Origin of the sequence: Clostridium tanneri, assembly GCF_033659955.1 — a bacterium.
GTDB classification, from domain to species: domain Bacteria; phylum Bacillota; class Clostridia; order Clostridiales; family Clostridiaceae; genus Clostridium_AM; species Clostridium_AM tanneri.
In genome coordinates, this window is record NZ_JARUJP010000009.1 from 1 (window position 1) to 23,254 (window position 23,254).

A 23,254-nucleotide genomic window follows, 5' to 3' on the forward strand; every position below is an offset into this window, starting at 1 on the left:
ATTTTCTTTTGTATTAAATTGTAAATATCACTAGTAGAATTTTTATAAGGAAGCTTCAAATATAGATAGAACATCCTCTGCTTTAAGAGGCTTAAAATTACCTAGAGATCCCCTTCTAACAGCAGCCTTTGCCATAATTTCTAGGTTTTCACAGTTAATTCCAACCTCTGTTAAAGTTGATGGTATTCCTAATGAAGTAAAGAATTCTCTTGTTTTATCTATGGCAGCATTGGCTATTTCAAATTTATCTCCATCTTTATCTAGGTCCCAAACATTAACTCCATAGTCTACAAAGTAATTAACTGTACTGTCATCTAGAACGTGTTTCATCCAACTTGGAGTTAAAATAGCCAAACCTACTCCATGGGTTATATCATAAAATGCACTTAATTCATGCTCCATTCCATGAACACTCCAATTTGTCTCCTTTCCATAGGTTAACAATCCATTTATTGCAAGGCTAGATGCCCACATTATATTGGCTCTTGCTTCATAGTTTTCTGGCTCTTTATAAGCAATAGGCCCATACTTTATACAGGTTTTAAGTAGTGCTTCTGCCATTCTGTTTTGAAGATAAGCCCCTTCTGTCTTATTAAAATATACTTCAAATATATGACTCATTATGTCAGCAGTGCCTGCTGCTGTCTGGTTTGCTGGTACGGTAAAGGTATATGTAGGATCTAGTATGGAAAACTTAGGAAACATTCCAGGATGACCACAACCTAGTTTTTCCTTTGTTTCTAAATTACTAATAACAGCACCAGCATCCATTTCAGAACCAGTTGCTGAAAGAGTTAAAATAGTTCCTACTGGCAAAACATTTTCTATTCTACTTTTACCTGAAACTAAATCCCATGGATCACCTTCATAATAAAAGGCTGCACCAATAACCTTTGAACAGTCTATGGTACTTCCTCCACCAACTGCAAGTATAAAGTCTATATCATTTTCCCGGCATATCTTAACACCTTCTTTTACACTGGTTATCCTTGGATTAGGTTCTATACCTCCAAGTTCCCAGTAGGAAATATTATTATCCTTTAAAATTTGTATTACAGTATCATATATACCAGTTCGTTTTATACTTCCACCTCCGTAGGTTAACAGTACTTTGGAACCATATTTTTTTATTTCCTTTGCTAATACCTTAATCTGATCCTTTCCAAAAAAAACCCTTGTAGGAATGTTGTAATTAAAATTTATCATCTAGTCTAACCCCTCTCTTTTTTTCACTATAATTCTACCTAATTATTTTTATCTTGTAAAATTTATTTATTCATTTATAGAATATGGTATTTCTATATAAATCACACCAAGGCAACATAGTATCGTTCACCACTTATCGCAATATTTATAATTATTATATATATTATTTTTTACTTGACATAACCTTATTAGTTAAGCTATTATTAATTTAGAACTTTAATAATCCTCTGTTAAAAGGGAGTAATTTAAATTACGAAGTCAACAATTCGATTTAGTGTTATAAATCTGGCTTTGTAAGCCTGTTTCAGGTTATAAGACTTTTGACATAGTTCATAGCCCAATATGAATTATGTTAAAAGCCTTTTATTTTGTCCTAGGTTAACATAAATTTTTTATAAGGGAGGCAATTTTATGTCAACGAAGAAATCACTACTACATTTAGGTTTTTGGGTTGGATTAGCAGTGCTATTTAACATTGGAATTTACTTTTTCATGGGTACGGAAAAAGCTTTAGCTTTTCTTGGTGGATACGTAATTGAGCAAAGTCTAAGTTTAGATAACCTATTTTTGTTTCTTTTAATATTCCAAAGTTTTGGGATAAAGGAAGAATATCAGAAAAGAGTTCTTACTTATGGAATCATTGGAGCTATTATTTTAAGACTTATATTCATAGTATTAGGAGTAACTATTGTTAACAAATTTCACTGGATTCTTTACATTTTTGGTTTGCTTCTTATATTTAGCGGAATTAGAATGTTCCGAAATGAAGAAAATGCGGATAGCTTTAAAGACAGTAAAATAATAAAAGTTCTTAATAGGATTATACCTGTTTCTGACACTCTTGAAGGGGAAAAATTTTTCACAAGAAAAAATGGAATTCTATACGCTACACCATTGTTTGCTATACTACTGCTTGTAGAAGGTTCCGATATTATTTTTGCTATAGATTCTATACCAGCTATATTTTCTATAACTACTGATCCTTTCATAGTATATACCTCTAATATGTTTGCTATACTAGGGCTTAGAAACCTATACTTTCTTTTAGAAAAGCTTCATAATAAGTTTGCTTATGTGAAATATGGTGTTGCCAGCATATTAATATTTACTGGAATAAAACTAGCAATTTTATTCTTCCACATTGAAATATCTATAGTAGCATCCTTGATTACAATATTCTCTATTCTAACGATTAGTATTATAACCTCAATAGTTAAAAGTAAAGAGGAAGCTGACTATTCCAGTAATTCTGAGGAAAAGATTGCAAGGTAAGAACAATTGATAAGGTTTATGTTATTACTATAATGAAAAAGCAAAGGTAAGTAAATTATACCTTTGCTTTTTTATTCTGTTGTTTTTCTTTGACAAGTTATTTGTAATAACTTCTATTCATTATTTTCCAGTGGTTTTTTTAAAAACCCTAACATAAAGGCTGTAATAAATGCTCCTATTAGGATAGCTAAAATATAAAGCAATGGATTTCCCTTTACTATTGGTATTACAAATATACCACCGTGAGGAGCAGGTAGTCCTATATTAAACATCATAGTTAATGCTCCAGATATTGCTGATCCAACAATTACTGAAGGTATGACCCTTCCTGGATCTGCAGCTGCAAAAGGTATAGCTCCTTCTGTTATGAAGCTAGCGCCCATTATATAGTTAGTTTTACCTGCATCTCTTTCTTCCTTAGTAAATCTATTTTTGAATATAGTTGTTGCAATAGCAATTCCTATTGGAGGCACCATACCTGCTGCCATTATAGCAGCATGAGGATAGTAGTTTCCTGCATCAATCATTGCAATACCAAAGGTAAAGGCAGCTTTATTTATTGGACCACCCATATCAACAGCCATCATACCACCAAGAATTAAACCTAAAATAACCCTATTAGTTGTTCCCATTGATCCTAACCATGTTTGCATTGCTGTGTTAATGGCTTTAACAGGGTTTACTATAAATAGCAGCATAACTGCACCAGTTATGAATATACCAAGTAGAGGATATATAAGAACTGGCTTTATACCCTCAAGAGATTCTGGAAGCCCGGAGAATACCTTCTTAACTAATAGTACAGAGTAACCTCCAAGAAAACCAGCAATTAATCCACCTAAGAAACCGGCACCATTGTTTGCTGCAATTAAACCACCTACCATTGCTGGAGCAAAACCAGGTCTATCTGCTATGCTGCTTCCGATAAATCCAGCAAGCACCGGCACCATTAAGGCAAAAGCATTACCTCCACCTATATCCATTAGGAGTTTTGCTATAGGATTAAAGGATGGATCCTTTGGATCATTAGCATGAATACCGAACATGAAGGATATTGCAATTAGTATACCTCCACCTACAACGAAAGGAAGCATATTTGACACACCACTCATGAGATGCTTATAAAAACCTATTTTTTCACTTTTGTCTCCTGCTGGAGTTTCTCTATTTCCACTATGATGATATACTGGTTCATCTCCCTGTAATCCTCTATTTATAAGTTCTTCAGCCTTTTTAATTCCATGTGCTACAGGAACTTGAATTACTTTTTTACCTTCAAACCTAGCCATCTCAACTTGTTTATCTGCAGCTACTATTATTGCTGCTGCTCTACTAATTTCATCTTCAGTTAATCTATTCTTTACTCCAGTAGAACCATTAGTTTCAACCTTAATATCTACTCCCATTTCTCTTGCCTTATTTTTAAGAGAATCTGCTGCCATGTAAGTATGGGCTATACCAGTAGGGCATGCAGTAACAGCAAGGATTAACTTTTTTTCTTCAGTTTTCTTCTCTGTTGACAATGATTTATTGCTTTCAGCTTGTAAATAAACTTTTTCTTGATTATCAATTAGATTTAATATCTCATCCTTTGATTTTGCATTAACAAGTCCCTCTTTAAAGCTTTCATTCATAAGTAAGCTTGATAGTCTTGATAAGGTTTCTAAATGTTCATTATGTGCCCCTTCACTTGCAGCTATCATAAAGAATATATGAGCATTAGTACCATCTAGAGAATCATAATCTATACCTTCCTTAGAACGGCCAAAGGCTATAGATGGAACCTTTACTGCTGTAGTTTTAGCATGGGGAATAGCTATTCCATCACCTATTCCCGTTGAGAACTCATTTTCTCTTTTCCATATAGCTTTTTTATATTCTTCCGTATTACTCAATCTTCCAGCTGTATCTAGTTTATTTACTAATTCATCAATTACTTCTGCTTTAGATTTAGAATTTAAGTCTAAAATAATAGTATCTCTTTTTAAAAGCTCTGTAATTTTCATTTTTACCTCCGCATTGTTTTATTTTTAAATTTTTATGGTTAATTTACCTTTGTACACCTTTACATAATCTTTATTATTTAAACTAAGGTAGTCTTAATTATTCTTATACAACATAGGTATGCCTGATTTAGCTGATGATATAAAATTGTTTTCTATATTATATCTATACAATCACAGCGTGCTATAACTTAGTTATGGTTATTTCTGTGAGCAGTTTCTTTACATCTTCCATTTTACATAAATCCATTGAAAATGCTGTGGCACTTCCTGTTGCAGCACCAAATTTAAGTGCTTCAACTAAACTTGATTTTTCAGAATAACTTGCAATAAACCCGGCAATTAAAGAGTCCCCAGCGCCTACTGAATTTTTTACAATTCCCTTTGGAGCAGATGCATGAAAAACACCTTCATTACATATTAATAATGCACCTTCACTGGCCATAGAAATAACTACATTTTCTGCTCCCTTTTCTTTAAGCTCATTACCATAGTGTATTAGTTCCTCTTTACTGTTTATTTTTACATTAAATATTTCTTCCAGTTCATGATTGTTAGGCTTAATTAAAAAAGGGTTAAACTTTAATGTAGCTATTAAAGCTTCTCCTGTAGTATCAACTACAACCTTTACTGCCTTATGCGAACATTTTTGCTGAATTATTGAATAAATATCCATTGGCAATGACTTTTGCACATTTCCCGCTAATACTAAAAAATCTTTAGAACTTAATTTATCAATTTTCTTGAATAACCTGTTTAGAGCTTCTTCATCTATCTCTGGACCAGCACCATTTATTTCTGTTTCTTCCTTTGATTTAAGCTTTACATTTATCCTTGTGTCACCACTAACTTCTATAAAGTCTGTTTCAACACCTTGACTTTTTAAAGAGTCAACTATAAACCTACCTGTAAAGCCTCCAATAAATCCAAATGCTCTGCTTTGAATATCTAGATTTTTTAAAACCCTAGATACATTTATTCCCTTTCCGCCAGCATACTTATATTCTTTTGTAACTCTATTTACTTTTCCTTTTTCAAATTCTTCAACATCAATGACATAATCTATAGATGGATTAAATGTTACTGTGTATATCATTGTTCTACCACAACCTTTAGTTTAGTTTTTTTACTATAATTTTCATAATCTTCTATCCGAGAGTTTGTAATAATCATAGCTTTTTCCAAATCCGCTACTTTAACAAAACTTACCTCCCCAAATTTACTGTCATCTGCCAAAATAAAAGCTTGTCTTGATTGCTTAATAGCACTTTCTTTGAGTATAGCTTCCTCTGAATCTGGTGTAGTAAATCCTTGCTCTAAATGAACTCCATTGATTCCTAGAAAAGACTTATCAAACCTAAATTTTTCTAAACTTTTCAAAGCATCTATGCCTACAACTGCTTTTGTAGTTTCTTTAACTTTTCCACCTAAAATATAAGAGTTAATATTTCGTTCAACAAGAGCATTTATATGTTTAAGTCCGTTGGTAACTACTATTATATTTTTTTTATCAATAAATTGAATCATTTCGAAGGTAGATGTTCCTGCATCTAGGTAGATGCAATCACCATCTTTTACAAGTGATGCAGCATATTTACCGATTAATCTTTTTTCATCTACGCTCTGAACTTCCTTTTCAAGGTAAGTTTGTTCGATGAGTCTTCCCTTAGTTAATGTAGCTCCCCCATGTATTCTCTTAATGCTGTTTGTACTTTCTAATATAGTTAAGTCTCGTCTTATGGTGGACTCTGAAGTGTTTGTTGCTTCCACAAGTTCATTTATCTTTACTACGCCTTTTTCTTTGAGAAGCTCAAGTATCACATTATGTCTTTCTTCTGTTAACAACTATAATCACCTTCTTAAATAACTTATGTAAACATTATAATAGATAAAAAACAAAATTTCAATCAATTTCATTCAAATTAAATCAAATACTTTCACAAATCCTTCAAAACACTTCAACACCTTTAGTTATAATAATAAAACCTATACCTTTTGTAGTAATACTATTATTATTATGTTAAAATTATTTAATATGTTGGGGAGATTTTCTAAATACACTTACTCCCTTACTTTAAATTTTGATATAAGCCATGAAGGAGGACAACTATGAATACTATTTTATTTGATCTTGATGGAACACTACTTTCTATGGATATGATTTTATTTGAAAAACTATATTTTAGAGAACTAACAGATACCTTTTCCGATATAATGGAACCTGAAAAGTTTGCAAAGAATATTTGGGAATCGACAAAGGCTATGGTTAAAAATACTGAATTTAGAACCAATGAAGAAGTTTTTATGGAGGACTTTGGGAAAAGATTGGAAGCCGATATATCTGTTCTAAAGAATCGTTTTGATGAATTTTATGATACAAGGTTCTTGAATGTAAGAGAAGCAGTTCACAACATTGAAAGTATTAAAGAAAGTGTTAAAATACTGAAGGAAAAAGGTTATAAAATAGTTGTAGCCACAAACCCTATGTTTCCAGCGAAAGCAATTTATCATAGAATACGCTGGGCTGGTTTTGACCCAGAAGAATTTTCATATATAAGTACCTTTGAAACCAATCACTACTGCAAACCTCAGTTAAAGTACTACGAGGAAATACTAAAAGATATAGAGAAATCTCCTGTAGAATGTCTTATGGTTGGAAATGACGTGCAAGAAGACCTTGTAGCCAAAAATCTTGGAATGAAGACTTATCTAATAACAGATAACATGTTACATAGAACAGAAGACGCTATAATTACAGATTACAAGGGAAATTATGAAGACTTTTTCCAATTTGTAAAAGAGTTACCAAGAGCTGATTTTTAGTCCTATATAAATAAATCTTCTTTGAATTTATTAGCAAAAAGGGACATCTCCTTTGGAGATACCCCTTTTTATTAAAAATCTACCTTACAGGTATAAATAATTTTTTGCATTCAGGACAGTATACTTTTTTTCCGTTGTCGTATAATTTATCTATAAACCACTTATTTTCCTTAAACCATTTATGGCAGTTGAAGCATCTTGTACTAACAGTTCTTACTTTTTTTTCTTTTATCAATTCTTCCCAATTAACTAGGTTTCCATCATCGGAAACTCTGAAAGCTGCTATATCTTTTGTAGATGTGATATCATTTTGATTTTTAATCCCTAGAATAGACTTAGCTAATGATCTATCCTGAGTTATAAGAGCTAAATCTGCGTTCTTACCAAACTGTGTAAATATCTTTAAAAATTGCGTATCTGTATAGGAATCTTCTTCTGTTCCGTAGTGCTCTAAAGTTCCCCCCTGAAAATACATATAATTAACAAGCTTAACCGCTTTCTTAGCTCTTTCTCTTGCCTTTTCATCTTCACTATCAGTTAACAAATTTATTTCTTCCGCTACTTTGTACTGTATGATAAATTTTTTATTACTATTCTTTAATTCCCTTTCAGCTTTATGAATAAAAAACTCTTCTGCTCCAGTACAGAGAAAACTGGAAGTATCTACTAGTATTCTATATTTATTAAATAATTCAGAGTAATTAATAACTACCACTCCTTAATTGCAATTTACAGTCTAAATTTTAAAAAGTAAGCTGATAAAAAATAATATCTTCAAAGACTATTTAATTCTCAAACCTTGTAACTAAATCCTTTAAAAGCTTGATATTTTCAATAGGGGTTCTAGAAATAGTTACCTCACCGGATAACATAAAACCATTAACCTTATTTTTCATGAAATTATATATATCGTTAACTTCATTTATAGTTGGCATACTGCCTTTTTTTAAGGAATCTAATACATAGGTAGCAATAATTAGCTCCTTTACACTCTTTTTCATCTTTGTAACAATTTTATCTTGAGCTAAAGGAATTTCATGGAGTTCCAACTCTGCTAACAGATCTCCCCTGCCTATCATAATGCCATCGCTTACCTTTACTATTTTATCAAAATTTTCTACAGCATCTCTACACTCAATTTTGGCCCAAATTATAGGCATCTTTATATCTTTATTGTATTTTTGATAATCTTTAATAAAGCTTTTTAATTCTTTAATACTGTCATCACTAGTTACATAAGATAGACATATAATATCTATCCCCCGGTCTAGTCCCCACTTTATATCATTCTTATCCTTTTCTGTTAACCCAAGCTTACTTCTATCCATGCCAGGAGCATTTATCCCCTTTTCTCCTCTGACCATGCCACCTTTTTTTACCTGTACTTTAATAGCATTTTCATTTCTACCAAGGACGGTAAATTCCATTGTAGCATCTTTCATATAGATAGTTCTTGCCTTTTGCAGATCTTTAAATTCACCTTCATAAGCTACAGGGATAAGTGTATACTTATCTGTTCTCTGATATTTTTTGTATAGTTCTTCAGTGCAGAAATATACAATATCACCTTCATTTACTTTAATTTGATTTCTAAATAGCTTCGAAACCCTTAACTTGTTTCCCTGTAAATCTTGAAAAATAGGCATCTCGGGATATTTTTTCTTTATTTCACTTATAAGCTTCTCTGACTTTTCATAATCAATATGTGAAAAGTTAAATCTAGGTACAGTCATACCTGCTTCTACTAATTTATCTACATCTTCTATTGAGTTAACCCATGAACCAATAGAACAAACTATATGCAATTATTAACACCTCATCTCTAGTACTTTACTTATAGTATGCCTATATTGACCATTCTTTTAACATGTCTAAATACAATCTTTTTAGATAACCTTATACTTTTTGCCACCCTTCTTAAGGTAGTTTTCTTAATTATCCTATTTTTTTTTACTGCTTCGTAGACTTTAATACAGTTTTCTACTGCCCTGTCATCACTTAGCTCTAAAAAGTCTTTTTTAAACTCAATATCCCTATCTCTGAACTCATCCAAGTTCTTCTTACATAATACCATGATTGCCATGCTGCAGTCATCATTAGTTTTCATTCTAATAAGTTCTCTTAAATTTTTTTCGATAGCTTTATTCACATCAAGTGCTGAGTTTTCATCTAACCAACCTAAAACTGCATTTGAGGCTGGTGCTAAGGTTCTAGTTTTTTTATCATAAAAGCTGCTTCCAGTTCCATCAGACATTAAAAGAAATCCACTGGCATTTCCAATAGTTCCTCTAGATAGCCTCAGATATCTTTCTGAGTTATCCATGGTGACAAAAAAAGTAGAATTTGAAAATTCGCCGTTTTCTGGCTCCGAAAGAACTTTAGCTTGATCCTTTGAAATATATCCAATGACTCCATCTCCAACATGACCTGCAATGAACCTATCGTCCTTTACAGCCACAAATAACATTGTTGAAGAAAAGTCTTTCAATACTGCTCCCTCAAACTCTTTAAGTTTTTCCCTAAGTTCGCTTACAATATTACTTATAATATATCTTGCTGCACTTTTTGCATCCATATTATAAACCCTGTCAAAGCTATCTATAAACATAGTTTTTACTTTATTTACAACTATTTCAGCTCCATAGTGAGATAACTTACAAGAACCAGCTCCATCAGCTAGAGCTATTACAGCGGTTCTGTTATCAACAGCCATAGCAACTTTATCCTGGCAGGGTGTGCTATCCTTTTCATGGGACAGTCCTTCTACTGATGCCCCAGCAACTTTCCAACGTCCAATTTCTAGCTTTTCCATAGTTTCTCCTTCTCTTATAAGCTTACTTCATTCCAGTCTCTCTGAGGTAACGTTATTTTTTCTCCTGGCATGGAAGTTGAAGTTCTACTTACACTCTTACTTAACCATTTAAAGAACTTTTTAAATTCATACCCTCTTAATTTCTGTGGTGCAAATAATGGTGAAAATCTAGCAAGTACTGTAGGATCAAAATTATCACCTATCCCTACTGGGAATATAGTTAATTTTTTATTTTTTACAAGGTCGCTAGTTCTATTTGCTGCATCTTCAATATCATCTGTTGGAATTCCATCTGTCATAATAACCAACCAAGGTTGAAAGTATTCAACTCCTGCATTGCTGTACTCTTTCTTTCTCTGTTCCAGCAGATCTAATCCTGCATTAACAGCTTCTCCCATTGGTGTTAGCCCATCTGCTTCTAAAACAGGTATTGATTGATTTTCAATGCTGTCAAAATCAACTATCTTATGTACCCCACCTCTTCCAAAGGTAACGATAGCTATTTCAGCTGAATATCTAGCAACATCGTCTTCTAATACATCTTTGAAAAATAAGTGTATACCTTCATTTAACTCTGCTATAGGTGTTCCATACATTGAACCGCTTGTATCTAGTACCAAGCAAACTGGCAGTCTTGTAGTTGGGTTGTCAAATAATAATTTTTCTCTTAAATCCATGATATAATCTCCTCCTAGTAATTATGAATTCTTTAGTTTTGAACCGCAATTTGGACATATATAATCTTTATTAAGCTTCTTCAACTTATCTATATGATGTTTATTTTCTTTAACTATTTTTTTGCATATTACACAGGTAGCCTCCACAGTGTTAGTGGTCACCTTTTTATATTCTGTTGGAAACAATTCTTCTGAGGCAAAATCAGACTGAAGAAGCACTAAGTAGTAACACATATTTTCAATCCATGTTTTAGTATCCACTCTCTTATTGTTTCTAAATACATTATAAAACAGTTCCTTTGTAGCGTATGGCAAATTACTCCATATGAATCTCCAAGGTCCATCCGGCGCCTTTTTATTACTCTGCTCTCCAAGAGGATAGGAAAAATTCATTGATCTTATATTCTCACTTGGAGATCCTCCCCCCTGATGAGAATAGGGAGGTTTTCCAGGGTGTAAAAGCATAAACATAAGTGTAGCAACTGCAAAGTATTCCTGCTCAAAAGTTCTTAAAAAAGTTTTGAAATCTTTTCTCTGAATTTCTGGAGCAGTATAATTAATGGTACCTACTGGACAGGGATAAGCTTCTATTTGATAGCTATCTGTATCAACAAAATATACTTCTTTTTCACTTTTAATTAGTATATTGTTTGGGTTTATATCCCCAATTATGATATTCCTGCTGTGTAAATAGTAGATTTTTCCTAAGATGTTTAAACACAACTCTACTAGGTGCTTTCTTGTCCAATAAGGAAAGTTCTTTAAAAGTAGTGGTTTAACAAACATTGCTGTTTGTAGTGTTTTTCCTGTAGCCCTATGCATTAGATAGCCTACAAAGTTGTTTTTATAAGTAACATAGTCTATAGGCCAGCATATGCCTTTTATAGATATATCCGATTGAAGCATTAGAAGAATCTTATCCTTTTTATTTTCAGTTAGCTTTTCTTGGTAATATATCTTACATATCAATCCGTTATCTGTAACATATATTTTTCCTTCTCCCCCATCGCCAATTTCCTCTACCAACTTTAACATACCATGTTTACCAGAGGATACAACATCATTTAACTCTGGCACCTTTAATACTCCTAAAAGTTTGTTATTGTCAGGGGTTATATTACTTTTCAATTGATATCTTTCTTTTGCTTTTACTCCATTATCTATAGCAGATATCAATTTATTTGCAAGCCTCTTAGCTTTGTCCTTGTTATCTTCAGTTCGGTCAAAGGAATTGTCTCCTGACCTTCCTTTTTGTTCTCTATTTTTAAATATTTCTTCCCAGTCTCTTAAGTTTGAATCTTCATTAATCCGAAAAACTAGTATGTCTTTGCCAAAAACCGCCTGTTGATTCTTTATTGCCAAAATAGCATTTGCAAGCTTACTATCTTGGGTGATTAAACACATGTTGAATTCAGTAACCTTATCCATAAATACCTTTAAAAAAGTGTGATCAGCAAATTTATCCTTTTCTGTACCGATTGGATCTATTAGTTGCTTTCTTATAAGCCTATTAACCAAAGTTCCTGCTTTTTTCGCTTTATCTCTAGTTTCTTTCTTATTACTTTCTTGCAGCCTGTTTATTTCTTCTGCAACCTTATATTGAACTAAAATTTTTCTTCCACGGTTTTCTAGCTGATTAATAAAATTGCCTTGAAAAAACACCTCTGCCTGGTCACACATAAAGCTACAGGTATCAACAAAGATTAAGTATTTTTTTAAAATTGTATCAAGATTCATCTTTGTTCACCTCACAATTTATGAACACTCATAAATTTCCTTATATTTATCATAGTAAACGCCATACCATAATCCAGTACCGCTAACTAGAAGTTCTTTTATATTAAATCTTTTCATAAGCTCCTTGTACATAAATAGTCCCATTCTCATTATTGCTAGATCTTCTGCAGTATTCTCGTTTTTTTCGGTAGACCCGTGAATAGCCTCATATACGTCTCCGACACTATTATATTTTATAGCTATTTCATCCTCTGTCTCTCTAATTTTATTTTCAATATATTCTAGAGTTATTTTTGTTCCATGTTGTCTCTTATTAGTAGCCTTACCAGTAGCTCTTGTTATTACAGTGCCCACGCTTATACAAGTAGCATCTTCTGCATTGGGAGCGTGTTTCTGAAAATAGTATCTTAGCTTGTTGTTAATCTGCTTATCAACTTCCTTAAATGCTCTTCTTATATCTGTATCTATATTGTTATTTACAAACAGTCTGTTTTCTAAAACAACAGTGCCTAGATCTAAGCTATAAGTTTCTAATATTCTACCCTTTTCAAAAAGGGTTATTTCTGTGGAGCCTCCCCCTTGGTCGATTAAAATAAATCTCTGTTCAGTATCTTCAATATAACTTTTGCCGCTAAACATGAAAGCATCTAGAGTAGCTTTTGCTTCTTCCTCCTTTGTCAACACCTTAACATTTAAACCGCACTCTTCTTTTATCAATTTAAGTATATTCTTATTATTTTTAGCACTTCTTATTGCTGCAGTAGCTACAGTATACACAATATCTACCCTGTGTGCCTTAAGTGCACTTTTAAAATGATCTATTACTGGTATTACTTTTGCTTTAAAAAATTCCAAATCCATATTATTTTCAGCATCTAATCCCTTACCTGTATTGGTAAGCTTGGCCTCTCTTTTAAAGCTCTTAAAATTAAATCCTCTAGTCTTTATTTGTTCTAAATCACCAATTAACATTTTTACAGCTTTAGTACTTAACTCTATAACTGCAATATTAGGATCATATCTTAAACTTTCATTAATAACAGTTTCTATTTCACCAAAACCTTCATTTCTTCTATTCATTGAAACAGAAATATCTTCAACGTATTTAGTAGTGGAATCAGGAAAAATGTGTTTTTCATAGTTGTCATTTACTAGTTCCTTTTTATAACCTTCTAATAACTTAATCCACTCTTTCGGTGACAATCTAGTATCAAGCTTAAAAGTATTGTAAAAGGCCTCCTTTAGCTCATAAGATAACTCATTCCAGATGAATTCCCATGGTCCCTTTGGCGCTAAAAAATTAGCACTTTCATCAAAGGGATAAGAGAAATTTTTCTTTATAATGTTATCTACAACATCTTCTCCACCCTGAAAAGAATATGGGGTTTTCCCAGGAAGATAAATCATAAATAGTAATGTGGCTATAGCAAAATATTCATGGTTAATTGTTCTAAAAAAGGATCCAAAGTTTTTTCCTTGTATCTCCGGTGCTGTAAAGATAGGAGTTCCGACTGAACATTTATAATCTCCAATTTGATAACTATCTGTATCCACAAAATAAACTTCCTCTTCAGAATTCACCAAAATATTAAACGGATTCAAGTCTCCAACTATTACATGATTTTCATGCAAAAAGTCCAGTTTTTTTAGAATGTTTATAGCTAAATTAGTAAGATTGACTCTTGTCCAATCTGGAAACCTTTTTTGTAAAAGCGGTTTCATGAATACAGATTTCTGTAATTCATAGCCCTTTGCTTTACACATGATGTATCCAATGAATTTCCCTTCATGGTTAAAAACCATATTTTCTGGCCAACAAATTCCAGAATAACTTATCCTTCTACTTACCATGAGCTTAATCTTCTCTTCTAGCTCTTGTGTAAGTCTCTCTTCGAAATAGAGCTTAAGTATCTTATCATCCTTAGTTTTGAATACAGTTCCCTCTCCACCAGAACCTATCTCTTCTAATTCATCTTTGCTTATCCTGTTATCATTTTCATCATAGTAATAATTTGATGATTTACCAAAAAAATTTTTAAACATATTTTCACCTTTTTCTTCAACTAAAATTAGTACTGTAACTTAGCTCTCTGATATATGAAAAATTTCTAAATCACCTATATACTCCACATCATCTCTGTTTTGTACTGACAGAACAAATAATTCTGTTTTATTTTCATTTAATTTAATTATAAATTTATTGGTGTTTTTAGAAATATTGGCTATATTATCTATACCAAATAGCTCTATATACTTTTCTAATGAAGTTTCTTCTCTTCTTGTATATTGCTTGTTTCTAAAAATATAGTTACTAACTACCTCTAGGTTATCACAGCCAGATTTTAAGTAAAATTCCACTTCATTGGTCATCATATTTTTCATTACGTAGTTTATATTTTTTTCCTCATCGATAAGAATAACTTCCTCACCCTTGAAATTCTTAGTAGAAACAATGTATTTTATATTTTCTCTATGGTTTGTAACTACCGCTTCTATAGTGCCTTTAATAACTTCTTTAGAATACTCTTTGGCAGCCTCAATACAGTCATAAACTGAAGAACTTTTTACCATGTTTCCAGGTATAAATTCCTTTACTACCTCCCTCACTGCTTGTACTAAAAACTCTTCTCCTACAAGAATAACTTTTTCATTATAATCATGTAGTATGCTTTTAATTCCTAAGTACATTTCACCAGCTATAATTCTTTTTATCTCTTCACTTTTGATTAGTATTTCCTTTTCATATACTAGGAGAGATTGATTTTCTCTTCTATATAATTCTAATTTAATAGTTCCTTCAGTTCCGTTCATTATGTTTAAAGCTGCTAATTTTAATATATAATAGTTATTTCTGATTCTGTAGTAATCTTCATCTAACTCTAACTGATTAAAGTCTGTTGGAAATAGTAATTGAGCCTTTTCAAAGTGCAGGTTTAACTCCTTATTAATGTGTTCCAAAGGTTCATTATTGTCTATCTTCCTAAATATTTTTTCACATTCTAGGAAAAGTGAACTTTCATCGTTAAAAGAATTTGCTAATTTGTATTTCATATAACAGGCTATTTTTTCCGCTAATCTATTAATACTTAATACAAAGCTTTGCTCTAATATTTTCTTATCTATAGTTAAAATATAGGAAAATTCTCCTTCTTTCATATTACTGCTATATTCAACTAGTTCACATTTGTTTTCCTCTAGATTTATTCCTAGATACTTGTTACTACCTGCTTTCTTATCCGTTGTACTCATTTCATAAATAATTGCACTTATATCATCTAGTTCCAATGAACCCACCGACTTACATTTCAAATCACATTCATCTAATATTTTTTTAGCAATTGAGTTATTTTTTGTTAAAATATACAGAGAACTGATAGCTATATTTAAGTCATTGTTTATCTTGCTTATTAATTTATTAAAGAAAGCTTTTAAAACCTTCTGCCTTTCTATAGTACTAATTTCTTCACTGTTCTCTTCATTGTTTCCAAGTTCCTGAAGCCATTTATCAAAATTGACTATAAATGTTCCTTTCAAAAGTTTATCTTTTAAGACATTTTGTAAATCCTCCCCAAATAGAACATCTACTTCATCTAAATATATGTCCTCTACATATATTACATTTGGTATATTATAATAGATAAACTTTCCTTCTTTTCTTATTTCTACTTTTAACAAAATAGAAGTAGAAGTAAAGCTAACATATAACTCCCCGTCGTATCCAATTTTCTGTGATAGAGAATCTGTAGAATTATTGTACTTTTCATGTGAGCTTTTTCTTTCTTCTACTTTCTCTAAAAGGGTTTCCTTTTCAAACTCATCATAATACTCATCATAATACTTTCTAACTTCGATTTCATCATAAGCTTTCCCTTGACAATCTAAAATCATCATTGCTAATTCTGATCTATCATATCCGTAATAGGAATCATCCGTTTCTTCTTTTATTAACTGCAAACTTGAACAAATATCTGCTAAAGAGCGGTAATCTAATGCTTTTAAATCTTCAAAGTTGTAGCTTCTAGAATCACTATCCTTTGGAAGATCTTGTAGTATCTTATCTTCAAATTGACACTCTATTTCTGCTTGTGTTTCCTTGTCTTCTACTATATTTTCATTTTCCTCTATGTAACAATCCTGAGCATCGTTATTTTTTTCTTCTCTAAAGCTCCTTTTAAAGAGCTCCTCTAAAGAGAATATGGATTTTTCCTCTGAAAAATCTATCTTTTCTTTAGTTGTGTCTTCACCTAAGTCTATATCTACCAAGCTTTTCTCTTCTTCATAATCAATTGATTGGTTAACTATTCCCTTATTATTTACATCCTCACTATTACAATCAGCTATTTGAAATATTTTTTCAATTAAAACATTTCTTTTATAAAGAAGATGACCGTATTCCGGAAAACTCATTTTTAATTCCTTGCAAATCTTAATAATACTGTCTAATGTGGCCTTCTTTAAATCATCTTCTGAATAAGCCCTACCATTTACTATAATTTCCCTACCCAAAATCCCATCACACCTTATAATTTATTATGACTTTTCCCATTAAGCTGTATTATAAAATAGCAGCTTTCTATGAAATTATTGCAGAATGAATATTTTTTCCCTCTGCATACTTTACTAGAAGCTCTTTACAGTACTCTATATACTTATCTAAATTCCTATCTCCGTTAAAAGAGACTATAGCCATAATTAAATTTTTTGTATCCTTCGTAACCATTGCTCTTACAGAATCAGAAGTTGTGCTTCCAAACTTTCCCTTACTGTCTTGAAATACTGGTAAGCAGGATATATTAATATCTCCTCTTCCTATTCCTTCATAGCAGTCTCCTTCTTCTCCAATATTTAAGTAAATTTCTGAATCTATTTTATCCATATCATAAGCACATACAGGGTGAAATGATGCTATTGAAATTAGATTATTAATATCTACTATATTGTTTACCTTATAAAGTCCTTTTCCCTTTACTACACGTCTTGCCAGAGATTCAGAGGAAACCCTATATCTACTAGGATCCTTTCCTAGCTTCTTATATGCAGCTCTTGCAGCAGCTATATTCTCTATTTTTAAAACATCCTGAAGGGAATTATCTTCAGCAATTCTATTACAAACAGTAGAAATTTCCTCCCATAAGTTTTCATTACTGTCTTTTACCTCTACCTGTGCTTCAACATATCCAATTGTTAGAACTTTTCCAAGTACACTTCTAATGTCATCTGATATTTTTATCGCAACCATTTTTTAAGCTCCTTCCTAGTAATAAATCTTTAGTGCATCTGCATTAATTTTATCTTATTCTAGTAATTATATCAAATTTTTGTTAATTTTTCTTCTAATTTTTATTTTTCCTATTAATATGAAATATTATCTGCATTAAATAAAAAAACCTAATGCCATAGCCAGCATTAGGTCCTTTTTAATTTACTCTATAAGTTAAATATATTATTTACTATCTACAAACAAATTCATCGATTCTTCTTAAGTCAACGCCAAAGTAAACCCATCTTCTTCCATTCCATCTGTATCCAGAGGCAGTTGTTCTATCAATTCTAGTTAAATATGCCCAAAAAGAATTGCCATTTCTCAGCCATATATATACGAATCTGTTTCTGCAGCGTCTAATTGAGCCTGGAGAAACTGCAAAAGTCTGTGGTCCTCCAGGTCCTCCAAATCCTGCTGATGGTTTTTGAGGAACTCTTCCTGGAGGTGGTGGTAAGTTTGGAGCTCCTTGTCCTGGAGGTGGTGGGAAATTCGGAAATCCTGGTCTTGGAGGCTGATTAAATTCCTGTCTCATAAGCAAATCTTCCTCATACTGCTGGCACATTTCATAAAATGGACATACTTCTTCATAGTCTCTTAGTTCTTCAACATCTTCGTAGTCGTAATAAAAGTCTTCATTTCTAAAATACACTCTTAACACTCCTAATTAGAATTACACTAGTTATAATATGTAGGTAGATTAATATTTGACACAGGAAGATTAAAATTATTATAGTTAAGATATATAAATGCATATATTTACCTCCATTAGCTAAATATATGTATTTAAATCAATTAAATGTGGTATAATCTTAATAATTATCATTGGATTTATAGTTTAAAAAGGAGAGATAAAATGAATAACTTAAACGATTTTCTAAAAAAGTATGCAGAACTTTCCGTTAGAGTTGGAGTTAACCTTCAAAAGGGTCAAATACTTGTTATAAATTCACCAATTGAATGCGCGGATTTTGTAAGGCTTATTGCAAAAGAGGCTTATAATGCTGGTGCTAAGGATGTCCATGTAGAATGGAATGATGAAGAACTTACTCTTATAAAGTTTCTAAATGCTCCTGAGGAATCCTTTAGTAGTTTTCCTAAATGGAAGGCTGATGGTTATGAATATCTTGCTAAAAATGATGCTGCCTTTCTTTCCATATCAGCTTCAAATCCAGAACTTTTAAAAGATGTGGACTCAAAGAGAATTTCTGAAGCAAATAAAGCTAAATCTATTGCTTTGAAAAAATATAGAGAATATATAATGAATAGTACAGTTTCTTGGTCAGTAGTTTCAATTCCAACAGGGTCCTGGGCTAAAAAGGTATTCTCAGATTTACCTGAAGAAAAAGCTATGGAGAAACTTTGGGAAAATATATTTAAAATAGTAAGAGTTGATAAAAATAGCCCACTAGAAGCCTGGAGTGAACATTTAAACAATCTTAAAAATAAAGTAGATTTCTTAAATGATAAAAAACTAAGAAAGCTTCACTTTCTTTCAAAAGATACAGATTTAACTATAGAATTGCCTGAAAAACATCTATGGGCTGGTGGTGGAGAACATAATTCAAAGGGCACCTATTTTGTTGCAAATATGCCAACAGAGGAAGTGTTTACCCTTCCATTAAAAACTGGCGTCAATGGTAAGGTTAAAAGCACCAAGCCTCTAAACTACAGTGGTAATCTCATTGAAAATTTCACATTAATTTTTAAAGAAGGCAAAGTGGTTGACTTTTCAGCGGAAAAAGGCTATGAAACCCTAAAAAAACTTTTAGACACCGATGAAGGCTCTTGCTACTTAGGAGAAGTTGCACTAGTACCCTACGATTCGCCAATCTCCAATTCAGATGTGATTTTTTACAATACTTTATTTGATGAAAATGCATCTTGTCACTTAGCTCTAGGAGAGGCCTACCCAACTTGCCTTGAAGGTGGTAGTGAAATGAGCAGCGAAGAACTTAGCAAAGCAGGTGCAAACATTTCGTTAACGCACGTTGATTTTATGATAGGATCTGCTGATCTTAATATTACTGGAGAAACTAACAGTGGAGAAATAGTTGATATATTTAAACATGGAAATTGGGCCTTTTAGTAAGTAGTCCTTAATTGACTATGAATAAACTTTTTTATAGTAAAAAAATAATCTTCATAGTCAATTATATTTAAAGATTTGAACTAGTTTCTACAAACAGCTACTTTTCAGCATTTATGCTAAATACTTATTAATATCTTATTTATATCTTCACTTACAGCTAAACGCTCATTATATACCCAGTCCTCATCAAATTTCAAATTCAATGTCTTTGAAAATGAATAGTATAAGTTGATTTTTTGGTAATAAAGTTCAAGCTCATAAAGTTCCTTAAATTTACTAAGTGGTTTAGTTATAGTTGCACTTTTAGCAATAAACACTTCATCTATATAACTTAAAAAAGTATCCATCAATGCTGAACTAGATACATCAAAGGGGATTTTTAATAATTTCCACTCTATACTTTGTTCTAGCCTATAGGACTTTATACTATCTAAAACTATTAAATACTCTCCTATATCCATCTTTTTATATAGCTGATATTTCTCTTCTCTAGTACTCCATAAAGCTAGTTTTTCTCTAAGAGATAAATTCTTGATTTTTAAAATAGCTTCACTAGGACCTAACACTGCTTCTTCGATTTTTCTATCCTCTGCATCTATCATTTCCTTTATAAAATTTTGACTATCACCATAGGATGCTACATAGCCTACTTCATATATTCCTTTTCTTCCTGCTCTCCCTGCAATCTGCTTAACTTCTTGAGAGTTTAAGTACCTAAATTCGTTTCCGTCAAATTTTTTCACATCCATAAATATTATTCTCTTTATAGGAAGGTTAACTCCCATACCTATGGCGTCAGTAGTTATTAAAATTGTGGTCTCCTTATTTATAAACTGTTCATATTGTTTTCTTCTAACTTCTGGTGGTAAATCCCCGTAAATTAAACTGGCTTTAATACCTAATTCTGCATAGTAATAAGCTAATTCTAATACTCTTTTCTTAGAAAATACCACTAAAGCATCCCCATCTTCAGCTTTCTTATAGGAAAAACTCTCATATTGCATTTCCAGTGGTATATTTCTCTTATACTCTTTAAATTCATATTCGTCCTGACAATCTTCTATTATACTAATAAGCAAATCTTTTGCATTTAAAGCTCCACATATATGTACTTCTCTGCTCTTTATTCCAAGTAGGGCTCTTGTCCATGCTGCTCCTCTTTGATCATCATTTATCATTTGTATTTCATCTATAACTGCTACATCGTAATCTCTATCTAGGTCTAATTTTTCTATTGTACAAGATATATGTTTAGCTTCTTCAACTAATATTTCTTCTTCCCCTGTTAGGAGATTACACCTAACTCCCTCACTGTTTAATCTTTCGAAATTTTCTAAAGCAAGTATTCTAAGCGGTGAAAGATAAATTCCATTTTCTCCTTCCTTTAATCTTCTCATAGCATTATAGGTTTTTCCTGTATTTGTTTCTCCTAGGTGAAGATAGAACTTTCTTTTAAGCTTTCTGGTATCTTCATATTCATTTTTTGGATTGTCCGGAAATACCCTGTCAAATTCTTTAGATACTAGTGCTGGAATATGACTGGTTATCAGTACTCCCATAATTCCTGATTTTAAATAGTTATCAAAGTTATCTTTAATTACTTCATGAACCTTAAAGCTAGTATTGTTTTTTCTATTATAATCTTCTATAAGTCTTTCTGATATATACTCTAATATATCTAGGTATTTGTCAAAAACATAATTATAATCTCTAATACCTGCATCTTCAAATTCTTTTAAAAGTCTTATTTTTTTTCTTATTGCTGCTTCATGTTCCCATAATGCATTTGTTTTAGTATGCTTAACTATTTCCTCTATCTGACCTATTTGGTTTTTTATTTTTCTAAAGTTTCTTTCTACTGCTCCCCTTTTCATAACTCGTCCTCCTAAGGTGAATTTATTAATATTATTTTGCCGTAAACTATATCTTTTATTTATAGTAACCAACTAATATAATAACATTAAATGTTTACATTATTAAATAATAAAAAAGAAATGATATCTTTATTTACATAAAAACTCCAAAAGGGTAACATTTTTGTTAAGGTGGCTTATATTTTTTACAACCAAATAGATATTAATGATGGAGAAAAACCCTTTAAAGTTATATTAATGTTTTTCTCCTAAAATTATTACTTAGATCTGAATTCATCTTTAATCCTTTCTAAAAGATTATTGTTAGTAATTACATCATACCCTGTAAGTGCCAGTGCAGTTGCTCCTTTAACAAGTGCTTCATGAGCCGCCGCCGTTATAGTTGCATTTGCAAATTCCTTACTGTGAGATACTGCATTTTCACAATGAATTCCAATATAGGGATGGATTGCAGGGACTACATTACTTACATTTCCCATATCAACAGATCCATAACTGGCTCTAGGTGGGAGTATATCTTTCACCCCAACATATCTTAGATTGTTATTAAAGGTTTGAGATAAGGTTTTGTTGGTTATCATGTTATCGTAGGAAATCTCGTAATTGCTAATTTGTAACTCAGCTCCTGTAATTAGAGCAGCACCCTTAGCTATGTTCTTAACCTTTTCAACTACGCTGTTTAAATTTTTTCTTGTAGATGCTCTTACGTAAAATTGAGCAACTGCGTTATCTGGAACAATATTAGCTGCAATTCCACCTTCCTTTATAACACCATGGATTCTTACATCAGAAGTAACATGTTGCCTTAAAGCATTTATTCCATTAAAGGTTTGTATTACGCCATCTAATGCATTAATACCAGCTTCCGGTTCAGCAGCGGCATGAGCTGCCTTTCCTTTAAACTGAAATTGAAGTGCGTCCATAGCAAGAGTGTTGCCGCTTTCAAAAGTAGACTCTGCTGGATGTAATATCATAGCAATATCTACGTTATTAAACACTCCTCTCTCCGCCATATCCACTTTTGCTCCATCACACTCCTCTGCTGGAGTACCTAAAACAGTAATTTGCCCTCCTATCTTCTCCAGTACCTTACTTAGAGCTGCTGCAGCTCCTATTCCCATAGCTCCAATCATATTATGTCCGCAGCCGTGGCCTATTTGTGGCAGTGCATCATACTCACATAAAAAGGCAATATTAGGACCTTCCTTTTTGCTGTCATAAACAGCTTTAAAAGCTGTAGGCCTTTCTATTATACCTAATTCAACACTAAAATTATTTTCTTTCAGAAATGATGTTAATTTTTCCACTGCTTTAAATTCTTCATTTCCTAGTTCTGGATTATTATAAATATAGTCATTTATATTGCAAAGCTGTTCTTTCATTCTTTCTAATTCTTTAACTATTAAATCTTTCATATAATCCTCCTTTAATATTTAGAAAGCACAGCTTATAGTAAGCTGTGCTTTCAATTCTTTTGATTTTTCATAAAAATTTTATT

Annotated in this window: 18 protein-coding genes; 3 read left to right on the forward strand and 15 right to left on the reverse strand. The window is 31.9% G+C overall.

Annotation, left to right across the window (positions count from 1 at the left end; translation table 11 throughout):
* Positions 1-42 precede the first annotated feature (42 nt).
* Positions 43-1,206, reverse strand: a complete 1,164-nt coding sequence (locus P8V03_RS09175; protein WP_318797945.1) for an iron-containing alcohol dehydrogenase — start codon at positions 1,204-1,206, stop codon at positions 43-45.
* Positions 1,207-1,617: 411 nt separating this feature from the next.
* Between P8V03_RS09175 and P8V03_RS09180 the strand changes: the two genes are divergently transcribed.
* Entirely contained in the window at positions 1,618-2,478 is an 861-nt protein-coding gene (locus P8V03_RS09180) for a TerC/Alx family metal homeostasis membrane protein (protein WP_261670136.1), read from the forward strand.
* Positions 2,479-2,591: 113 nt separating this feature from the next.
* On the opposite strand, the gene P8V03_RS09185 is transcribed toward P8V03_RS09180, so the two are convergent.
* The 3 genes from P8V03_RS09185 to P8V03_RS09195 all read right to left on the reverse strand — a co-directional run bounded on the left by P8V03_RS09185 (position 2,592) and on the right by P8V03_RS09195 (position 6,326).
* Positions 2,592-4,484 carry a PTS fructose transporter subunit IIABC gene (locus tag P8V03_RS09185; protein ID WP_318797946.1) on the reverse strand — a complete coding sequence of 631 codons (1,893 nt, stop codon included), beginning with the start codon at positions 4,482-4,484 and terminating at the stop codon, positions 2,592-2,594.
* Positions 4,485-4,665: 181 nt separating this feature from the next.
* Complete coding sequence (pfkB, locus tag P8V03_RS09190) at positions 4,666-5,577, reverse strand: 1-phosphofructokinase (RefSeq protein WP_318797947.1); 912 nt, start codon at positions 5,575-5,577, stop codon at positions 4,666-4,668.
* Positions 5,574-6,326, reverse strand: a complete 753-nt coding sequence (locus P8V03_RS09195; RefSeq protein ID WP_318797948.1) for a DeoR/GlpR family DNA-binding transcription regulator — start codon at positions 6,324-6,326, stop codon at positions 5,574-5,576. The genes pfkB and P8V03_RS09195 overlap by 4 nt, the downstream gene beginning before the upstream one ends.
* A 264-nt stretch (positions 6,327-6,590) precedes the next feature.
* Here P8V03_RS09195 and P8V03_RS09200 point away from each other — a divergent pair, with 264 nt between their 5' ends.
* On the forward strand, positions 6,591-7,304 hold the full coding sequence (locus tag P8V03_RS09200) for an HAD family hydrolase (protein WP_318797949.1): 714 nt from the start codon (positions 6,591-6,593) through the stop codon (positions 7,302-7,304).
* A gap of 79 nt (positions 7,305-7,383) precedes the next feature.
* Here P8V03_RS09200 and P8V03_RS09205 read toward each other — a convergent pair whose 3' ends face one another.
* The 9 genes from P8V03_RS09205 to P8V03_RS09245 form a co-directional block, all read right to left on the reverse strand.
* Complete coding sequence (locus P8V03_RS09205; protein ID WP_318797950.1) at positions 7,384-8,019, reverse strand: hypothetical protein; 636 nt, start codon at positions 8,017-8,019, stop codon at positions 7,384-7,386.
* 70 nt (positions 8,020-8,089) lie between these two features.
* Positions 8,090-9,109, reverse strand: coding sequence for a pyruvate kinase (locus P8V03_RS09210; RefSeq protein ID WP_318797951.1), 1,020 nt, complete (start codon positions 9,107-9,109; stop codon positions 8,090-8,092).
* Positions 9,110-9,138: 29 nt separating this feature from the next.
* Entirely contained in the window at positions 9,139-10,116 is a 978-nt protein-coding gene (locus P8V03_RS09215) for a PP2C family serine/threonine-protein phosphatase (protein ID WP_261670129.1), read from the reverse strand.
* Between the two features lie 14 nt (positions 10,117-10,130).
* Positions 10,131-10,793, reverse strand: coding sequence for a vWA domain-containing protein (locus tag P8V03_RS09220; RefSeq protein ID WP_261670128.1), 663 nt, complete (start codon positions 10,791-10,793; stop codon positions 10,131-10,133).
* A 21-nt stretch (positions 10,794-10,814) separates the two neighbouring features.
* Positions 10,815-12,530 carry a protein kinase domain-containing protein gene (locus tag P8V03_RS09225; protein ID WP_261670127.1) on the reverse strand — a complete coding sequence of 572 codons (1,716 nt, stop codon included), beginning with the start codon at positions 12,528-12,530 and terminating at the stop codon, positions 10,815-10,817.
* Positions 12,531-12,548: 18 nt separating this feature from the next.
* Positions 12,549-14,573: a Ppx/GppA phosphatase family protein gene (locus tag P8V03_RS09230; RefSeq protein WP_318797952.1), complete on the reverse strand. Its 2,025-nt coding sequence runs from the start codon at positions 14,571-14,573 to the stop codon at positions 12,549-12,551.
* A 39-nt stretch (positions 14,574-14,612) separates the two neighbouring features.
* Complete coding sequence (locus P8V03_RS09235; RefSeq protein WP_318797953.1) at positions 14,613-17,036, reverse strand: hypothetical protein; 2,424 nt, start codon at positions 17,034-17,036, stop codon at positions 14,613-14,615.
* A gap of 67 nt (positions 17,037-17,103) precedes the next feature.
* Entirely contained in the window at positions 17,104-17,769 is a 666-nt protein-coding gene (locus P8V03_RS09240) for a B3/B4 domain-containing protein (protein WP_318797954.1), read from the reverse strand.
* A 211-nt stretch (positions 17,770-17,980) separates the two neighbouring features.
* Positions 17,981-18,442 carry a hypothetical protein gene (locus P8V03_RS09245; protein ID WP_261670123.1) on the reverse strand — a complete coding sequence of 154 codons (462 nt, stop codon included), beginning with the start codon at positions 18,440-18,442 and terminating at the stop codon, positions 17,981-17,983.
* 204 nt (positions 18,443-18,646) lie between these two features.
* Here P8V03_RS09245 and P8V03_RS09250 point away from each other — a divergent pair, with 204 nt between their 5' ends.
* The gene (locus tag P8V03_RS09250) at positions 18,647-19,879 is read left to right on the forward strand and encodes an aminopeptidase (RefSeq protein WP_318797955.1); all 1,233 of its coding nucleotides are present in this window, start codon (positions 18,647-18,649) and stop codon (positions 19,877-19,879) included.
* 119 nt (positions 19,880-19,998) lie between these two features.
* Here P8V03_RS09250 and P8V03_RS09255 read toward each other — a convergent pair whose 3' ends face one another.
* Positions 19,999-21,756 (reverse strand): helicase-related protein, encoded by a 1,758-nt coding sequence (locus tag P8V03_RS09255; protein ID WP_318797956.1) that lies wholly within the window; start codon positions 21,754-21,756, stop codon positions 19,999-20,001.
* A 257-nt stretch (positions 21,757-22,013) separates the two neighbouring features.
* Entirely contained in the window at positions 22,014-23,171 is a 1,158-nt protein-coding gene (locus P8V03_RS09260; protein ID WP_318797957.1) for a M20 family metallopeptidase, read from the reverse strand.
* Positions 23,172-23,254: the final 83 nt, after the last annotated feature.

Coding starts and splice junctions, on each gene's coding strand:
- P8V03_RS09175 (WP_318797945.1), bottom strand. CDS start 1,206: ATGATAAATTTTAATTACAACATTCCTACAAGGGTTTTTTTTGGAAAG.
- P8V03_RS09180 (WP_261670136.1), top strand. CDS start 1,618: ATGTCAACGAAGAAATCACTACTACATTTAGGTTTTTGGGTTGGATTA.
- P8V03_RS09185 (WP_318797946.1), bottom strand. CDS start 4,484: ATGAAAATTACAGAGCTTTTAAAAAGAGATACTATTATTTTAGACTTA.
- pfkB (WP_318797947.1), bottom strand. CDS start 5,577: ATGATATACACAGTAACATTTAATCCATCTATAGATTATGTCATTGAT.
- P8V03_RS09200 (WP_318797949.1), top strand. CDS start 6,591: ATGAATACTATTTTATTTGATCTTGATGGAACACTACTTTCTATGGAT.
- P8V03_RS09215 (WP_261670129.1), bottom strand. CDS start 10,116: ATGGAAAAGCTAGAAATTGGACGTTGGAAAGTTGCTGGGGCATCAGTA.
- P8V03_RS09220 (WP_261670128.1), bottom strand. CDS start 10,793: ATGGATTTAAGAGAAAAATTATTATTTGACAACCCAACTACAAGACTG.
- P8V03_RS09225 (WP_261670127.1), bottom strand. CDS start 12,530: ATGAATCTTGATACAATTTTAAAAAAATACTTAATCTTTGTTGATACC.
- P8V03_RS09230 (WP_318797952.1), bottom strand. CDS start 14,573: ATGTTTAAAAATTTTTTTGGTAAATCATCAAATTATTACTATGATGAA.
- P8V03_RS09240 (WP_318797954.1), bottom strand. CDS start 17,769: ATGGTTGCGATAAAAATATCAGATGACATTAGAAGTGTACTTGGAAAA.
- P8V03_RS09250 (WP_318797955.1), top strand. CDS start 18,647: ATGAATAACTTAAACGATTTTCTAAAAAAGTATGCAGAACTTTCCGTT.
- P8V03_RS09255 (WP_318797956.1), bottom strand. CDS start 21,756: ATGAAAAGGGGAGCAGTAGAAAGAAACTTTAGAAAAATAAAAAACCAA.
- P8V03_RS09260 (WP_318797957.1), bottom strand. CDS start 23,171: ATGAAAGATTTAATAGTTAAAGAATTAGAAAGAATGAAAGAACAGCTT.